Origin of the sequence: Rhizobium album (assembly GCF_003122325.1) — a bacterium.
GTDB lineage: Bacteria > Pseudomonadota > Alphaproteobacteria > Rhizobiales > Rhizobiaceae > Metarhizobium > Metarhizobium album.
Genome location: NZ_QFBC01000008.1, coordinates 228,280 through 243,700 on the forward strand (window position 1 = coordinate 228,280; position 15,421 = coordinate 243,700).

16 protein-coding genes are annotated in these 15,421 nt (G+C 63.1%); 9 read left to right on the forward strand and 7 right to left on the reverse strand.

Features of this window, described 5'->3' with window-relative positions:
- Positions 1 to 12 precede the first annotated feature (12 nt).
- The 4 genes from menC to DEM27_RS18620 all read left to right on the forward strand — a co-directional run bounded on the left by menC (position 13) and on the right by DEM27_RS18620 (position 3,739).
- Positions 13 to 1,155: an o-succinylbenzoate synthase gene (gene menC, locus DEM27_RS18605; protein WP_109459746.1), complete on the forward strand. Its 1,143-nt coding sequence runs from the start codon at positions 13 to 15 to the stop codon at positions 1,153 to 1,155.
- Complete coding sequence (locus DEM27_RS18610; protein ID WP_109459747.1) at positions 1,152 to 1,865, forward strand: GNAT family N-acetyltransferase; 714 nt, start codon at positions 1,152 to 1,154, stop codon at positions 1,863 to 1,865. Before menC ends, DEM27_RS18610 begins: the two co-directional genes overlap by 4 nt.
- A 131-nt stretch (positions 1,866 to 1,996) precedes the next feature.
- Positions 1,997 to 3,244: an MFS transporter gene (locus tag DEM27_RS18615; RefSeq protein ID WP_109459748.1), complete on the forward strand. Its 1,248-nt coding sequence runs from the start codon at positions 1,997 to 1,999 to the stop codon at positions 3,242 to 3,244.
- 57 nt (positions 3,245 to 3,301) lie between these two features.
- Positions 3,302 to 3,739, forward strand: coding sequence for a DUF4174 domain-containing protein (locus DEM27_RS18620; RefSeq protein ID WP_109459749.1), 438 nt, complete (start codon positions 3,302 to 3,304; stop codon positions 3,737 to 3,739).
- 21 nt (positions 3,740 to 3,760) lie between these two features.
- Here the strand turns inward: DEM27_RS18620 and DEM27_RS18625 are convergent, their stop codons facing one another.
- From DEM27_RS18625 to DEM27_RS18645, 5 genes are all read right to left on the reverse strand, one after another.
- On the reverse strand, positions 3,761 to 3,940 hold the full coding sequence (locus tag DEM27_RS18625; RefSeq protein WP_109459750.1) for a hypothetical protein: 180 nt from the start codon (positions 3,938 to 3,940) through the stop codon (positions 3,761 to 3,763).
- A gap of 191 nt (positions 3,941 to 4,131) precedes the next feature.
- Positions 4,132 to 5,115 carry an ABC transporter permease gene (locus tag DEM27_RS18630; protein ID WP_109459751.1) on the reverse strand — a complete coding sequence of 328 codons (984 nt, stop codon included), beginning with the start codon at positions 5,113 to 5,115 and terminating at the stop codon, positions 4,132 to 4,134.
- A 12-nt stretch (positions 5,116 to 5,127) separates the two neighbouring features.
- Positions 5,128 to 6,138, reverse strand: coding sequence for an ABC transporter permease (locus DEM27_RS18635; protein ID WP_109459752.1), 1,011 nt, complete (start codon positions 6,136 to 6,138; stop codon positions 5,128 to 5,130).
- Complete coding sequence (locus tag DEM27_RS18640; protein ID WP_109459753.1) at positions 6,135 to 7,643, reverse strand: sugar ABC transporter ATP-binding protein; 1,509 nt, start codon at positions 7,641 to 7,643, stop codon at positions 6,135 to 6,137. The genes DEM27_RS18635 and DEM27_RS18640 overlap by 4 nt, the downstream gene beginning before the upstream one ends.
- A 119-nt stretch (positions 7,644 to 7,762) precedes the next feature.
- Positions 7,763 to 8,743, reverse strand: coding sequence for an ABC transporter substrate-binding protein (locus DEM27_RS18645; protein WP_109459754.1), 981 nt, complete (start codon positions 8,741 to 8,743; stop codon positions 7,763 to 7,765).
- Between the two features lie 175 nt (positions 8,744 to 8,918).
- On the opposite strand from DEM27_RS18645, the gene DEM27_RS18650 reads away from it, so the two are divergent.
- Entirely contained in the window at positions 8,919 to 9,989 is a 1,071-nt protein-coding gene (locus DEM27_RS18650; protein ID WP_165823484.1) for a LacI family DNA-binding transcriptional regulator, read from the forward strand.
- Between the two features lie 321 nt (positions 9,990 to 10,310).
- Positions 10,311 to 11,102 carry an IclR family transcriptional regulator gene (locus DEM27_RS18655; protein WP_109459755.1) on the forward strand — a complete coding sequence of 264 codons (792 nt, stop codon included), beginning with the start codon at positions 10,311 to 10,313 and terminating at the stop codon, positions 11,100 to 11,102.
- A 15-nt stretch (positions 11,103 to 11,117) separates the two neighbouring features.
- Here DEM27_RS18655 and DEM27_RS18660 read toward each other — a convergent pair whose 3' ends face one another.
- Positions 11,118 to 11,987: an alpha/beta fold hydrolase gene (locus DEM27_RS18660; RefSeq protein ID WP_128755528.1), complete on the reverse strand. Its 870-nt coding sequence runs from the start codon at positions 11,985 to 11,987 to the stop codon at positions 11,118 to 11,120.
- Positions 11,988 to 12,132: 145 nt separating this feature from the next.
- Positions 12,133 to 12,984, reverse strand: coding sequence for an IclR family transcriptional regulator (locus DEM27_RS18665; RefSeq protein ID WP_109459757.1), 852 nt, complete (start codon positions 12,982 to 12,984; stop codon positions 12,133 to 12,135).
- Positions 12,985 to 13,162: 178 nt separating this feature from the next.
- On the opposite strand from DEM27_RS18665, the gene DEM27_RS18670 reads away from it, so the two are divergent.
- From DEM27_RS18670 to attM, 3 genes are all read left to right on the forward strand, one after another.
- Positions 13,163 to 13,552, forward strand: coding sequence for a hypothetical protein (locus tag DEM27_RS18670; RefSeq protein ID WP_109459758.1), 390 nt, complete (start codon positions 13,163 to 13,165; stop codon positions 13,550 to 13,552).
- Positions 13,553 to 13,589: 37 nt separating this feature from the next.
- A complete protein-coding gene (locus DEM27_RS18675) occupies positions 13,590 to 14,438 on the forward strand; it encodes an alpha/beta fold hydrolase (protein ID WP_109459759.1) in 849 nt (282 codons plus the stop codon).
- Positions 14,439 to 14,634: 196 nt separating this feature from the next.
- Entirely contained in the window at positions 14,635 to 15,405 is a 771-nt protein-coding gene (gene attM, locus DEM27_RS18680) for an AttM family quorum-quenching N-acyl homoserine lactonase (protein ID WP_109459790.1), read from the forward strand.
- Positions 15,406 to 15,421: the final 16 nt, after the last annotated feature.

The following is a 15,421-nucleotide window of genomic DNA, read 5'->3' on the forward strand; positions in this document are numbered from 1 at the left end:
AGAGGAAGTTTCATGAAAAGTACGGTCACCAGCCGAGAGGTTCGCGATCATCTGCGGATTGACGGCGCGGAACTCCGGCTGGTGCGCCTGCCGCTGGTGACGCCGTTCACGATCTCGACGGGGACGATGCATGAGAAGATTTTTCCGCTGCTGACCCTGAAGGCCGACGGTCTCGAAGGATATGCGGAGGGGGTCATGGATCCGCTGCCGGACTATCTGGAAGAAACCGTCGCCGGCGCCATGGAGTTTTTGCGCGGTGCTTTGTTGCCGGGCGTTCTGGGCCGGCGGTTTGCGAACCCGCACCAGCTTGCGCGGCAGCTGGAGCCATGGCGCGGCAATATGATGGCGCGGGCCACGCTGGAGATGGCCTTCTGGGACCTTTGGGCCAAATCGCTGGATCTGCCGCTGAAAACCATCCTTGGCGGCGAAGGCGATGCGGTCGATGTCGGCGTGTCGCTCGGCATCGGATCGATCGAGGATACGCTTGGCCGCGTCGCCGATCACCTGGCACAGGGCTACAAGCGCATAAAGCTCAAGATAAAGCCGGGGCACGACCTGCGCCTGCTCGAGGCGGTTCGCAGCGCATTTGCGGACATCCATCTGACCGCCGATGCCAACAGCGCCTACAGCCTGGCCGACAGCGCCCTGCTCGCGCGCCTCGATGCCTTCGATCTCGATTACATCGAGCAGCCGCTTGCCTGGAACGATCTCCACGATCACGCGGTTCTGCAGGCGCGTATCAACACGCCAATCTGCCTCGATGAAAGCATCCGCAGCCCGGAGGATGCACGCAAGGCGCTGCAGGCAGACGCGGCGCGGGTGATCAACATCAAGGTGGGTCGTTCCGGCGGACATGCCAATGCCATCCGTATCCATGATCTGTCGGCGGCTTTTTCCGTTCCCGTCTGGTGTGGCGGCATGCTTGAAAGCGGCATCGGACGAGCGCACAACATCCACCTTTCGACCCTTGCGAATTTCTCCAAACCCGGAGACACCTCGTCCTCCAGCCGTTATTTCCATCGCGACATCGTCGAGGAGAAGCTCGAGACGACGGACGGACGAATGCCAGTGCCCGCCGGACCGGGCATCGGCGTCAGGCTCGACAGTGATTTTCTGGAGACGGTGACGATGTCGCGCGAAAGCTTCCGCGCATGACGCAGGTGCAGTTCCGCGATCTCGCCGGCATGACGGAATTCCTTGAGGCCGAGGCGTTGCAGGCGCGCGTCTGGGGAGAGGGCGATACGCCGGATCCCGCCGACCTGATGATGGTCATCCAGGCAGAGGGGGGGCTTGTCGGCGGCGCCTTTGCCGATGGCAAGCTGGTCGGATACGTGTTCGGCTTTCCGACGGCGACGGCCCATATCCAGCATTCCCATCGCCTTGCCGTCCTGCACGACATGCGTGGCCGGGGGCTTGGCGCCAAGCTGAAATGGTATCAGCGGCGCTGGTGCCTGGAGCGCGGCATTCGCCACGTGCGCTGGACTTTCGATCCGATGCGCGCGGTCAACGCGAACTTGAATACGAGCTGCCTCGGGGCGCGATCGAGCACATATCACCAGGACTATTATGGTGCGATGGGCGGCATAAACCAAGGCCTGCCTTCGGATCGCCTGCTGGTCGACTGGTTCCTGGACGAGCCCGATGTCGTCGAGAAATCGACGGGTGGTGGGTCTGGCAGGGTCCCGGACGGCTGGATGCGGATTCCTCTGTCGCCGGCGACCGCTTCGGGAGAGGCGGATCCCCTGACGGCGAGACTTGCCTTGCGGGACCGCCTGCAGGGTGCCTTTGCCGAAGGAGCGGAGGTGGTCGGGTTCGATCCCGTTGCAAACGACTATCTGCTGCGACCAAGGAGCGTATCGGCATAACGTTGCGGCACCGATATCTGCCCAGCATTTCGCGGGATCAAAGCGTCGAAACCCGCTATACAGGGAGACTGAACATGGCGCTGATTTGAGAGCCTTCAAGTTCAAGAACCGAAGTCGAAGGAAATCTCGAAATGGCCATGTTGGAAAACAGGACGACGCCGTCAGGCGAGCTCGATTCAGGTTACGCCTGGTGGCGGCTCGTTCTTACGCTCGTTCTCGGCACCGTTGCCTGTGTCGGCAACTGGTCGGTGGTCGTGCTGCTGCCGACACTGGAGATCGAATTCGGCACGGTGCGAGGCGGTGCGTCGCTGCCCTATACCGGCACGATGCTTGGTTTTGCCGTCGGCGGCGTTGTCATGGGTCGCCTGGCCGACCGCGTCGGCATCGTCCTGCCCGTGATGATCGGAGCGTTCCTGCTGTGCGTCGGTTACGTGATGGCTGCGCTCACCACCAATATCTGGCAATTCGCCGTTCTTTCGGCGGTGATCGGTCTCGGGTCAGCGGCCGGATTCGCGCCGCTGATATCGGATCTGTCGCATTGGTTCCGCAAGCACCGGGCGCTCGCCGTCGCCTTTGCCGCCTCCGGCAGTTATCTTTCCGGAGCCGTGTGGCCGCTGATCATCGAGCATTTCCAGGCAACGCATGGCTGGCGTTCCACCCTTATCGGCATTGGCCTGTTCGTCCCTCTCGTGATGGTGCCGACGGGGCTGTTGTTGAGACGCCGGCTGCAGAGCACGACCTATGCCCAGGCCGAGGCCGTGACGGAGGCCGCCCGCAACGAGCTTGGCCTGAAGCCGAACGTGCTGCAGGCCATCCTTGTCGTTGCAGGCTTTGCCTGCTGCATGGCGATGTCGATGCCGCAGGTCCATATCGTCGCCTATTGCGGCGACCTTGGTTATGGCGTCGCCGTCGGTACGCAGATCATCGCCCTGATGCTCGGCCTTGGCGTGATCAGCCGCCTCGCTTCCGGTGCATTCGCCGACCGGATCGGCGCCGCGCCGATGCTGATCGTCGGCTCGTCCATGCAGGCCCTGGCGCTGCTGCTCTATCTGTTTTTCAACAGCCAGTCGTCGCTCTATGTGATCTCCGGGCTGTTCGGGCTCTTCCAGGGCGGCATCGTGCCGATGTATGCCGTGATCATCCGCCAGTACCTGCCGCCTCGCGAAGCGGGTGTCCGTATCAGCCTGGTGTTGATGGCAACGGTGCTTGGCATGGCGTGCGGCGGGCTCGCCGCCGGCTACATCTTCGATGCCACCGGCTCCTACCGCCTGGCCTTCCTGCATGGATTTTTATGGAATTGCGTCAACCTCGTCCTGGTCGCCTGGCTGATGCTGTGGCCGAAGCTGGGCCGGCGGAAGTGGGAAGCGATGACGGCATGATCTTGTCGGGAACATCGGCGGGCCGCCGTCGTTTCAACTGGGACAAGGAGCGAAACCATGCTGAAATCCCTGGTGACAGAAATTCTAGGCTCCCCCGTGGCGCCGCAGCCGGCGGCGGAGGGCCTGCAGCCATTTCGGGGCCTCAACCGGGTGCTTTTGATCTTCTCGGATCGCGATAACGCTGCTGCCGCGCGGCAGGAAAACCTGGTCCTGGCCGAGCGCGACGGGCTTGCGGAGCGCGACATGATCGTGCTTCGTATACGCGGCAGCGCCGTGCAGCCGCTGTTCGGATCGCCGCCGCCGCTCGACGCGGAGCGGTTGCGGCGCGATATGGATGTGGTGGACGGTGAGTTTTGCACCGTTCTTGTCGCCAAGGACGGGACTTCCAAGCTGCGGGGTGGCAAACCGGTCAGCGCCGGCGAGATTTTTGCGCTGATCGATGCCATGTTGGATCAGGAAGCGGCAGCGCTTTCAGGTGCGGGGATGAAGCGGTAACAGGTTCGGCGGCCGGCCGGATCAGGCAAATGCGCGAAGGTATCCTCGCGTTACCGCCCTGTCGCCTTCGAGGGGAAGCGAAAATGCAAAGCTCGGCAGATCCGGTAATTCGAGCGCCTGCTTCGCGCTCATGATGCCCAACGGCTGGCGGCCGCGATGATCGTTGACGGTGACTTCGATGAGTATCGGCTTCGTGTGCATTTCGCTCTCCTCTTTGCTCCGGCGACAATCGGGCTATGAAATTGTCCTAGCAGGCTCGGTGGCTTCGCCGTGTTCCTTTCGAAACAGGCTGCAGTGTCCAAATTTGGACGCGGCCGGGCCGGCAGCCCGCATTATTGCTTCTGGGAGAAGATTTCGATGAGGGGTCTGAGATCCTCAGACGGCGCCGGCGCTCACGGTGCCTCGTGCCGCGCCATCAGCTTGGCCTGCAAAACGACGACGACAAGCAGGAAGGCGCCACGGATGACGGATTGCCAGTAGGCCGACAGGGAAATCCAGCCGAGGCCGTTTTCGAAGTTCAGGATGTTGAAGACCATGGCAAGCAGCAGGGCGCCGGCAAGCGTCGCCCCGACCGAACCCGAGCCGCCCGTCAGCAGCGTGCCGCCGACCACGACCGACGCGATGGCAAAAAGCTCCCAGCCCACGCCCTCCGTCGGCTGGCCGGCGCCGAATTGCGAGGCGAGGATCACCCCTGCAAGGCCGGCGAGCATGCCGGAGGCGAGATAGACAGCGGCGAGCGTGCGTTCGACCTTGAGTCCCATCAGCCCGGCCGTCGCCTCGCCATCCCCGATCGCCAGGATATGGCGGCCGACAGGCAGCTTTTCGAGCACCAGCCAGCCAATGACATAGGCGCCGAGTCCGATCCAGGCGGGGATGGGGAAGCCGAGGAAATCATCCTGGCCGATGACGGTGAAGCCCGTATCGTAGGAGACGGAGACCGACTGGTTGTTGGCGAGCAGCAGGCCGGTGCCATAGGCCGCCAGCATGGTCGCGAGCGTGGCGATAAAGGGCTGGATGCGCATTTTCGTGATGATGAAGCCGTTCAGCGCCCCGATGGCGAGCCCTGCCGCCATGCCGCCGAAAAGCCCGGCCGCCCAGTGATAGGGCGAGAGGAGGGCGGCGACCACGCTTGCCATTGCCGCCGTGCCGCCGACCGAAAGGTCGATGCCGCCGGTCATGATGACGAGCGCCATGCCGAGCGCGATCAGCGCGAACATGGAATTGTAGCGCAGGAAGCTGAGGATGTTGAATGGCGACAGAAAGTTGTCGTAGCGCAGCGCCCCAAACAGGATGAGGCCGAAAAGCGCGAGGATGACGCCGATGCGGGCGAGATCGCCCGAGGACTTGATGGCGAAGGGGCGGAGGAGGGCGTGCATGGAGTGGTCTCCTCAATGCCTGTCGGCGCGTTGCTGGATGAAGACGGCGAGCACGATCAGCCCGGCCTTGACGATGAGGGCGGCGGCATCCGGCACGCCGTTGGCGAGCAGCGTGTAACGCACGAGCTGGATGACGAAGGCGCCGAGCAGGGTGCCGACGACGTTGGCCCGGCCGCCGGTCAGGAGCGTGCCGCCGACGGCGACGGCGGCGATGGCGTCGAGTTCCATGCCGAGACCGACGAGATTGGCATCGCTTGCGGAATTGCGCGCGACCACGACGAGGCCGGCCAGGCCCGCCAGCGCCCCGCTGATCATGTAGACGAACAGCTTGACGCGTTTGACCGGAATACCGGTCAGCCGCGCCGCTTTCTCGTTGCCGCCGACGGCGATGATCTGCCGGCCGATGACCGTGTAGCGGATCATCGCGAAGGCGAGCACGACGATGACGATCATCAGCACGACCTGTGCCGGGATGCCGGCGATGCGGCCCATGGCGATGAACTGGAAACCCTCGTTCTTGAAGACCTGCAGGTTGCCGTTGGTCATGACCTGCGCGATACCGCGGCCGGCGATGAAGAGAACGAGTGTCGCGATGATCGGCTGGATGGAGAAGCGGGTGACGAGCAGTCCGTTGAACAGGCCGAACACGCCGGCGACCGCGACGGGGATCAGGAAGGCGAGAGCCACGGCGAACGCCATGTTGTCCACCTGCCAGAACTGGCCCATGAAGATCATCGGCGCCAGCGCGCCCGCTATCGCCATCAGCGAACCGACCGAAAGGTCGATGCCGCCGGTGGCGATGACGAGCGTCATGCCGGTGGCGACGATGACGATGGTGGCGACCTGCGTCAGGTTCACGTTGAGCGTCTGCCAGGACAGAAAGTTCGGTGTCACCGCGATGTTGAAGATGATCAGCGCCAGGAAGGCGACAAAGGTGCCGTAGCGGCTTGCGAGCGTGAGCAGCCGGCTGCCGGAAGACAGCGTGCCTGACGGCTGCGGGGCAGGGGTCTCGATTGTCGTCATGCGATTTCACCTTCCGGGGCCACCTGATGGGCCATGGCGGAAAGCAGCGCCGCCTCGCTCAGATCCTTGCGCGGCAGCGTCGCCACCGACGTGCCGTCGCTGAGCACGGTGACGCGGTCGGCGGCGGCGAGAAGCTCTTCCAGCTCGGAAGAAATCATCAGGACGCTCAGCCCTTCGTCTGCGAGGTTGCGCAACAGCTTGAGGATTTCGGATTTCGCGCCGATATCGATGCCGCGGGTCGGCTCGTCGATGATCAGGACGCGCGGATCGGTGGCGAGCCAGCGGGCGAGCAGCACCTTCTGCTGGTTGCCGCCCGAAAGTTCCTTGATCGGCTGGTCAGGCGATGCGCATTTGACGCCGAGCGCGCGAATGTAGCGCGTGACGATCTCGTCCTGCCTGGCGCGATCGACGATGCCGGCTTTCTTCAGCTTGGGCAGCAGCGCCAGCGTCATGTTCTCGCGGATGCTCATGTCGGGCACGATGCCGTCGATCTTGCGGTCCTCGGAAACGAGGCCGATGCCGTCGGCGATCGCATCCGCCGGCTCGCGGTAGACGCGCTCCTTTCCGTCCATGCGGATGGTGCCCCGCTGCATCCTGTCGGCGCCGAAGATCAGCCGCGCCGTCTCCGTGCGGCCGGAGCCGAGCAGGCCGGCAAGACCCGATATCTCGCCCTCGCGCACGGTCAGGCTGACATCACGCACGCGCACCCCGGCGCCGGCGTTTTCGACGACAAGGCGGGCGGGACGCTCGGGCACGTCCTGATCGGGCGCCATCGCCTGGAAGGCGGCGAGTTCCTTGCCGAGCATATGGCGCACCAGCGCCATCTTGGGCATGTCGGCCATCGGACTCTTGGCGACGGTCTGGCCGTCGCGCATGATCGTCACGCGGTCGCAGATGGCATAAAGCTCGTCCAGCCGGTGACCGATGAAGATGACGGCGACGCCGGAGCGTTTCAGCGTGCGGATCGTCTCGAAGAGCACGGCGACCTCGCGTTCGTCCAGCGAAGAGGTCGGCTCGTCCATGATGACGAGGCGGGCGTTTTGCGTGACGGCGCGGGCGATCGCCACCATCTGTCGGGTCGCGGCATCGAAATGCGCGACGGGACGGTCGACGTCGATGGAAAGATTGAAGGTTTTCAGCACGGCCTCGGCGCCGCGGCGCATGGCGGCGTGGTCGATCAGCCCGAAGCGTTTCGGCTCGCGGGAGAGGTAGATGTTCTCGGCCACCGAGCGCTGCGGGGCAAGGTTGATTTCCTGGTAGATGGTCGCGATGCCGGCGCTTTGCGCTTCTGCCGGCATGGTGAAATCGATATTCCTGCCGTTGAAGGTGATGCTGCCCTCATCTCGGCGATAAACGCCGGTGAGAATCTTGATGAGCGTCGACTTGCCTGCGCCGTTCTGGCCGACAAGCGCCATGACTTCCGCCGGCTCCACCTCCAGAGAGGCGGATTTGAGCGCGACGACGCCGGCAAACGCCTTCGAAATGCCCTGCATGGAAAGAAGCATCGGGGTTCTCCTCTATCCCAAACGCATGACGAGCCTACACCCGAACTGGCCAAAGGTCGCTCGAAAAAACGGCCGAGACGGTTTCGCCGCCCCGACCGCAAAAGGCTTGGGAGTTTTGGTCAGTAGGCGTTGGCGAGTTCGGCGGCCGCGTTGGAAGCGTCGTAGAACTTGTCCTCGTTCACCAGGGTGGGCTCGATCTTCTCGCCCTTGGCGTAACGCTGCATCGTTTCGAACGCCTTGGGTCCGAAGCGCGGGTTGCACTCGACGACCGCCGCGATCTTGCCGTCGACGACGAGCTGGACGGCTTCCTTGCCGCCGTCGATGGAGAGCACGAGCACATCCTTGCCCGGCACCTTGCCGGCCGCTTCCAGCGCCGCGATGGCGCCGATCGCCATTTCGTCGTTGTGGGCGTAGATGATGTCCGCATCCGGATGCGCCTGAAGCAGGGCTTCCGCAACCTGGCGGCCCTTGTCGCGGGCGAAGTCGCCGGTCTGCGAGGCGACGATCTCGAAGCCGCCGGCCGCCTGGATCGCTTCGTCAAAGCCCTTCTTGCGGTCGTTGGCGGGCGAAGAACCGGTCGTGCCTTCCAGTTCGATGATCTTCGACTTGCCGTTGGCGTTCTTGGCCAGCCATTCGGCGACGCGCTTGCCTTCCTCGACGAAATTCGAGCCGATGAAGGTCAGGTAGTCTTCGCCGGCTTTGGCAAGCGACGGATCGACCGAGCGGTCGAGCAGGATGACCGGGATGCCGGCCTTCTTGGCCGCCATGACGGCGGGGATCAGCGGCTTTTCTTCGCGCGGCGCGAGGAAGATGACGTCGACGCCCTGGGCGATCATCGAATTGACGTCGGCGACCTGCTTGGCGGCCGAGCCGGCAGCGTCCGTATAGACCAGCTGGTAGCCGAGCTTTTCAGCCTCGGCCTTCATGCTGTTCGTCTGGGCGATGCGCCAGGGATTGTTGGATTCGGTCTGCGCGAAGCCGACCTTGTAGGTGTCCTTCTGTGCCAGCTTCGGCACTTCTGCGATGGCGACGCCGGCGATGGCAAGCGTGCCGACGGCAGTTGCCGCAAGCAAGAAGGTGCGACGGGACATGGATGTCATGAGCGATTTCTCCTCCCAGGTTATGGCCGGTGCTCCTCTACCGGACGTGAGCAAATTCCTGCTTCACATGTGCAAATCTTGCGCTAATAATATTAGCAGTCAAGAGCCAAAATTATGAGCACTTGCAAAAAAGGCGTGTGCAGTGCAAAGCACGGCGAGGGGTGAGGAACGACGCATGGCCAAAGGAAACGGGCGCAATACGGACAAAAACGGCAGCGGACGCCCGACCATGACGGATATCGCCCGCATCGCCGGCGTGTCCCAATCCAGCGTTTCGCTCGTGCTCAATGAAATGTCCGGCTCGCGCATTTCGGTGGAAACGCAGCAGAAGGTGCGCGAGGCTGCTCATAAAATTGGTTATAGACTGCCGGCCACGCGCGGCACCGTCGCCGCGACACCCGTGGTGGAGAAGGATACCATCGCCTTCATCGTCGATGAAATCTCCACCAGCCCCCATCCGGTCGTCAGTCTGGACGGCATTCGTGACTATGCCTTCGAGCAGGGACTGCTGGTTTCCGCCCATGTCACGCGCTCGAACCCGGACCTGGAGCAGGCCGTTCTGCGCTCCGTCCTGCGCGATCCCTCTATTGCCGGCGTCATCTACGCGACCATCTTCACGCGCAAGGTTTCCGTGCCGCCGGCGCTGAAATCCATCCCGACCGTCCTGCTCAATTGTTATTGCGAGCCGCGCCAGCATGTGGCGATCGTGCCCGGCGAGGTGGTGGGCGGCTTCGCGGCGACGGCGCACCTGACGGCGCTGGGGCACAAGCGCATCGGTTTCATCAACGGCGAGCCGTGGATGGACGCCGCGATGGACCGCCTGAAGGGTTACAAGCAGGCCCTTGCCACGGCCGACATCGCCTTCGACGAGAGCCTGGTGCGCGACGGCGACTGGTTGCCCTTGCGCGGCTATGAAGCAGGTATCGAACTGCTGTCCATGGCCAACCGCCCGACGGCGATCTTCTGCGGCAACGACCTGATGGCGATCGGTGTCATGGAGGCGGCGCAGGAAAAGGGGCTGCGCGTGCCGCAGGACGTCTCCGTCATGGGGTACGACGACCAGGAGTTGGCGCGCTACACGCATCCGCCGCTCTCGACGCTTGTCCTGCCCAACTACGAGATGGGCCAGAAGGCGGCGGGATACCTCATCGACATGGCGATCCACGGCAAGCAGATCCGCCCGATGACCATCAAGGTCGACGGTCCCCTGGTGGTCCGCGAAACCACGGGCGCCATGTGCCGCTGACAGGTCGCGGTGACTCGGTTTTCCTGTCGGGCGAGCAGGTGTTCATGCTGAGGTAGGCGTCTGTCGCCGGCGCGCTTGCCAGCCGCAGGGCTTCGATGTAAAGCCGAGGTTGCATGATGACCCTATGCCTATTTTTTCGCGAAGCCGGCCCAAATCGAACTTCGAGCGAGCGATACGGCGCCTCCTTTACGTATCAAACACGAAAAAATCCCCATTTCGGGAACGGACTGGACAGAAACCTATTTTGACGTTTGCTAACGCGTCGGGTCAAACTATGCCGGTGCTTCGGCATGCGGATCACAGTGTGGGAATGGCGGAGCGATGGAGCAGGAACAGAACCAGCAGAAACTTGTCCCGGCGGTCGAACGGGCGGCTGGCATTCTCGACATCGTCGCCACCGCAAAACGGTACCTGACCGTATCGGAACTGGCGCGCGAAACCGCCCTGCCCAAGAGCACGGTACACAACCTGTGCTCGACTCTCGTCCAGCTCGGGCTTTTGATTCGCCGCCCGGACCAGACCTATCTTCTCGGTCCGCATCTTTTGAGATGGTCGAATGCCTTCGACAGGCAGACCGATGTGGCGGCGGAGTTTGCCGCCCTCTGGGACCAGCGCGACATACCGCACGAGGCTGTCGTTTCGCTGGGCATTCCGGAAAAGGGCGAGATCGTCTTTATCGCGGCGCGCCAATCGGCGGGCGGCCATCGATTTTCGGTCCGGCCGGGGCTTCGCCTTCCGGCGCCCTTCGTCGCAGCCGGCCAGGCCGTGCTGGCCCACGCATCCGATTACGAGGTGCGAAGGTTGTTCGCCGACGGTTACCCCAAACCTCTGACCGACCGGTCGCCGGGAACCCTGGCCGAGTTGCTGGCGACGCTGGCTGACATTCGCAAGCGTGATTATACGATCGAAGAAGAACAGTGCCAGGCCGGCATCACCAGCCTGGGGGCCGTGGTACTCAATTCCCTGAACCGGCCGCTGGCGGCTGTCATGATCAGTGTTCCGGCCGAACTTTTCAGCGGCGCGGTGCGCGAAGAGCTCGCGGAAGTGCTGCTCGACATCACCCGCAGCCTGTCCAGGCGGATGGGTGCCGACCTGGACAACCGCCGCGGCTGATGGAACCGCCCAGGCTCACGCGGCCGCAATTGCGTGGCGCATAGCCCGTCGCGACGCCGCCGATCGGACGGTGTCGATGTGGGCCTCGACCAGCTGAAAGATCTGTTCCGGATTGTCATGCTGGGGGAAATGCCCTTCGCCGTGCAGCATGACCCACTTCACCGGGCCGGAGACGACGTCGGCGATGGCGCTCAATTGCACGGGGCTGGAAAAAGCATCTTCCATGCCTTGGATCAGCAGCAGCGGTGCTGCGACGCCTGCGAGGAGATCAAGCGCCGACCAATGCTGCATCGCATGCGATCGGCGATGATCGGTCCAGGCGACATACAGCGCCTGCGGAGTGTCGTGATGCGCGCCCAGACGGTCGCTGAGGCCGCTTTCCCGCTCCGTGGCCGGAAGTTCGGCCGTCGCGGCTTCGAAATGGGCATCGGCGAAAGCGTAAGGCGCAATCGCGGCAATGCGGCCGGCGCGCTCGGGAAACAGGGCGGCAAAGATCAGCGCCACGGTCGCGCCGTCGCTGTGTCCGACGAAATCCGCCGTCGAAATGCCGAGCGTGGTCAGCAATGCCGGCAGGACAATGCCCGCCTCGTGGATCAGCGGATCCATGTTGTCGATGTTACCGGCGGCCGGGCTCCTGCCGCGGCCCGGTCGCGACCAGGCGATGATCCTGCGGGCGGGATCGTTTGCCAGGACATGTTGTCCGATTTCCAGCAGGGATTCCCAATTTCCCATTCCATGACTGACCAGAACCAGCGGCCTGCCGTTCTCGCGCCCGAAGGACACCACCTCGAGCAACCCTGCTGCGGTCTCGATCATCTGGCTGTTTGACACCGCCGATTGTTCACCCGGCATCGAACCGGTTTGCCCCCCGTTGAAGTCAAGCACGACAGTACCTCCCCACGTTTTCCGTCATTGCCCCTGCCGGGCCGGCGGCTCCTCCTCCGCATGCCCGACCCCTATGAGAACGCTCCCATTGGTCGTATCATGGCACCAAACGCAGTTCTGCACCATATGGGCAGTCCCTCGATTCTTACCTGACGATCTCATTTTTGGGAGACTGTCCGACCCGCTGGTTGGCCGAGTGGAGCAGGCCGCTCATGCGGCTCAAATCCGCTCCCATGCGGTGCGACAGGCGCGTGGCGATGCGCTGGACGTTGGAAATCACCCGGCCGCGGTCGCCGCTTTCCAAGGCTTCGGTCGGCAGGCTGACGGCCACGCCGGCAATCGGCCGGTTGCGCGAATCCAGAACCGACGCCCCGAAGCAGACGATGCCCTCGGCGACCTGCTGGTCGTCGCAGCTGTAGCCGCTCCTGCGGACCTCCTGCAGTTCCCCCAGCAGCACCTCGATATCCTGGACGCTTTTGGGGGTGCGACCGGGGGGCAGTCCGTCGGCGAACAGCTTTCGCACCTCGAATTCGCTCATATGGCTGAGAAATGCCTTGCCCGTCGCCGTGAACGCCGCCGGCAGGCGCATGCCGGCGCGGAACTCGATCAGCGAATGGCTGACGTCGGAGTTTCTCGCCGCGATGTAGACCACCTCCGGCCCTTCCAGCACGGAGAGCGTGATGGTGGCACCGGGCAGTTCCGTTTCCTGGTCCCACATGGCGGCAAATTCCGCTGCAACGTCCGATTGCGTGGTGAAGGCATTCGACCAGCGCATCACATGCGGCCCCATCTGGAACGTCTGGTCGTTGCGGCGGATGAGCAGTTCGAGGTTCACCAGCGTATGGCAAAGCGTGTGAACGCTGCTGCGGGCCAGCTTCAATTCCCGGGCCATGTCCGACAGGCTCAGAGGGCTTCTGGACCGGGCCACCAGGTCCAGAATGCGGGTTCCTCTCTCCAATGCGGGTACGTATTTCGCTTTGCTGTCCGACTGGTCCATGTAGCATTCCGAATGGATTTTAGGGCGGCTGTTTTTCTCTTGACAGATGTTTAGCCCAAAGTTTAGCTTTCAGTCCAGTGAAAAGTGTTCGATATGCTGAACACAAGACGGTTGGGAGAACGATGATCCTCTGCCATCAGGTGGACTATCGCGCCGTCGGCTTTTTGGGGAGCGACGCATGGTAATGGGTGTGCGGGACTGGGCTATCCGCTTCGGTGAAACATCGGACCGAGACCAGACCATCGGCGCGATGGCGCGGTATTATACCTGCACCTTCCTGTGGGACATGGGCACCCAGAAGGTGATCGTCGAGATGGTCGACGGCAAGGTCTACCGGATCAACACCGATCCGCAGCCGCTGGACGCCTATGATTTCGCGTTGCGGGCCAGCCCCGCCACCTGGCGGGAGTTCGCCAAGCCGATCCCGGACCCGATGTATCACGGCATCTGGGCGGCGAGCTTCCGCCGCGACCTGAAGATCGAGGGCAACATCCTCGTGATGATGCAGAACCTTCGCAATTTCACCGTGCAGTTCGAACTGCTGCGCAAGGTCGGCGTCCCCGTCTGACACCCGCCAACCCTATCCGCTGATTAGGAATACCGGAATGGCAAAACACTCACCCGTCATCGGCCGATACGTCACCATCGATGTCGACGGTTACGAATACAAGGTCTTCTACCTCAGGAACGGCCAGGGGATTCCGCTCGTCTGCCAGCACACGGCCGGCTGCCACAACCATCAATGGCGCGGCCTGCTCGAAGACGAGGAGATCACCAAGCATTACGACGTGATCGCCTACGACCTGGCGCGCCACGGCAAGTCCGATCCGCCGCTCAACAAGGAATGGTGGAAGGAAGAGTATCGCCTCACGGCCAGCCACTACATGAATTTCATCGTCGCGCTCTGCGATGCGCTGGAACTCGACAAACCGATCTTCATGGGGTCGAGCTTCGGCGGCAATGTTGCGCTGCAGCTGGCGCTGCATCATCCGGACCGTTTTCGCGCCGTTATCCCTGTCGAGGCCGCCGAGCACGCGCCGGGCTTCTTCCTCGACTGGTGGCGGCATCCGCACGCCAACGCCGCACAGGTCTGCGCCAGCGGCGTCTGGGACCTGATGGCGCCGCAGAGCCCCGACATGGATCGCTGGCTGACCTGGCATTACTATACGCAGGGCTCGGAAGTCTTCAAGGGCGACCTGTTCTTCTATTCGATCGACCACGACCTGCGCGGCAAGCTCGGCAACATCGACACCCGCAAGTGCCCGGTGATCATGATGACCGGCACCTACGACTACCTGACGCCGCCGGAAGCGACGGAAAACACCGCCCGGCAGATCCCCGGCGGCATCTACATCGAGATGGAGGACATCGGCCACTTCCCGATGTCGGAAAACTATCCGCTGTTTGCCGTCTACCTCAAGGAAGCGCTGCGCATCATCGAGACGAGAACCTGAACCATGGCCCGGGAAAACTGAGGTTGCCGCGATGAAGATCATAGAATTCGACGACAAGGGCCATCGCGTCGAGGTGGACAGCCGCGCCGCTTCCTCGAAGGCGGCAAGCTCGTCGCTGGCGCCGCGCCCGGTGTTTTCGTCTGCCCCGGCGGAAGCACCGCGGGCGCGCAGAAAATCGTCCGGGATCGAACTGCACATGTTCCAGACCGGCATCCTGCGCACCAAGACCAAATATATCAAGATGAACCAGGGCGAAGAGACCTTCGACATCCCGGTTCCGTGGTTCCTGATCAAGCATCCGCAAGGCAACGTGGTGATCGACGGCGGCAACGCCGTGGAGGTGGCGATCGACAAGCGCGCCCACTGGGGTTCGGTCCTCGCCGCCTACGATCCGATCATGAGCGTTTCGGAAAACTGTGTCGAGCAGCTGAAGATGGTCGACGTCGCGCCGCACACCGTGCGCTACGTGCTGCAGTCGCACCTGCACCTCGACCATACCGGCGCGGTAGGCCGCTTTCCCAAGGCGCAATATGTCGTGCAGCGGGCGGAATACGACTATGCCTTCAAGCCGCACTGGTTTTCGGCCGGCGCCTATATCCGCGCCGATTTCGACCGGCCCGGCCTCAACTGGAAATTCCTCGGCGGCGAATACACCGACCATTACGACCTGTTTGGCGACGGCACCATCCGCATGATCTTCACTCCCGGCCATTCGCCGGGGCACCAGTCATTCCTGATCACCCTGCCGAAGACCGGTCCCGTGCTTCTGACCATCGATGCCGCCTATACGGTCGATCATTGGGAGAACAAGGCGTTGCCGGGGCTCGTCGTCTCGTCGGCGGATGCGGCCGATTCCGTCGCCAAGCTCCGGAAAATTGCCGCTGATACCGGCGCGATGGTGGTCACCGGCCACGATCCGGTGACCTGGGCCGGCTTCCGCAAGGCGCCGCACGACTTTTACGACTGATTGCATGTGAAAATTG

What these genes read in the sequence shown, in the direction of transcription:
- DEM27_RS18670 (WP_109459758.1), top strand. Translation starts at nt 13,163, where the DNA reads ATGGTAATGGGTGTGCGGGACTGGGCTATCCGCTTCGGTGAAACATCG.
- DEM27_RS18650 (WP_165823484.1), top strand. Translation starts at nt 8,919, where the DNA reads ATGGCCAAAGGAAACGGGCGCAATACGGACAAAAACGGCAGCGGACGC.
- DEM27_RS18635 (WP_109459752.1), bottom strand. Translation starts at nt 6,138, where the DNA reads ATGACGACAATCGAGACCCCTGCCCCGCAGCCGTCAGGCACGCTGTCT.
- menC (WP_109459746.1), top strand. Translation starts at nt 13, where the DNA reads ATGAAAAGTACGGTCACCAGCCGAGAGGTTCGCGATCATCTGCGGATT.
- DEM27_RS18645 (WP_109459754.1), bottom strand. Translation starts at nt 8,743, where the DNA reads ATGACATCCATGTCCCGTCGCACCTTCTTGCTTGCGGCAACTGCCGTC.
- DEM27_RS18655 (WP_109459755.1), top strand. Translation starts at nt 10,311, where the DNA reads ATGGAGCAGGAACAGAACCAGCAGAAACTTGTCCCGGCGGTCGAACGG.
- DEM27_RS18640 (WP_109459753.1), bottom strand. Translation starts at nt 7,643, where the DNA reads ATGCTTCTTTCCATGCAGGGCATTTCGAAGGCGTTTGCCGGCGTCGTC.
- DEM27_RS18615 (WP_109459748.1), top strand. Translation starts at nt 1,997, where the DNA reads ATGGCCATGTTGGAAAACAGGACGACGCCGTCAGGCGAGCTCGATTCA.
- DEM27_RS18625 (WP_109459750.1), bottom strand. Translation starts at nt 3,940, where the DNA reads ATGCACACGAAGCCGATACTCATCGAAGTCACCGTCAACGATCATCGC.
- DEM27_RS18610 (WP_109459747.1), top strand. Translation starts at nt 1,152, where the DNA reads ATGACGCAGGTGCAGTTCCGCGATCTCGCCGGCATGACGGAATTCCTT.
- DEM27_RS18675 (WP_109459759.1), top strand. Translation starts at nt 13,590, where the DNA reads ATGGCAAAACACTCACCCGTCATCGGCCGATACGTCACCATCGATGTC.
- attM (WP_109459790.1), top strand. Translation starts at nt 14,635, where the DNA reads ATGTTCCAGACCGGCATCCTGCGCACCAAGACCAAATATATCAAGATG.
- DEM27_RS18620 (WP_109459749.1), top strand. Translation starts at nt 3,302, where the DNA reads ATGCTGAAATCCCTGGTGACAGAAATTCTAGGCTCCCCCGTGGCGCCG.
- DEM27_RS18665 (WP_109459757.1), bottom strand. Translation starts at nt 12,984, where the DNA reads ATGGACCAGTCGGACAGCAAAGCGAAATACGTACCCGCATTGGAGAGA.
- DEM27_RS18630 (WP_109459751.1), bottom strand. Translation starts at nt 5,115, where the DNA reads ATGCACGCCCTCCTCCGCCCCTTCGCCATCAAGTCCTCGGGCGATCTC.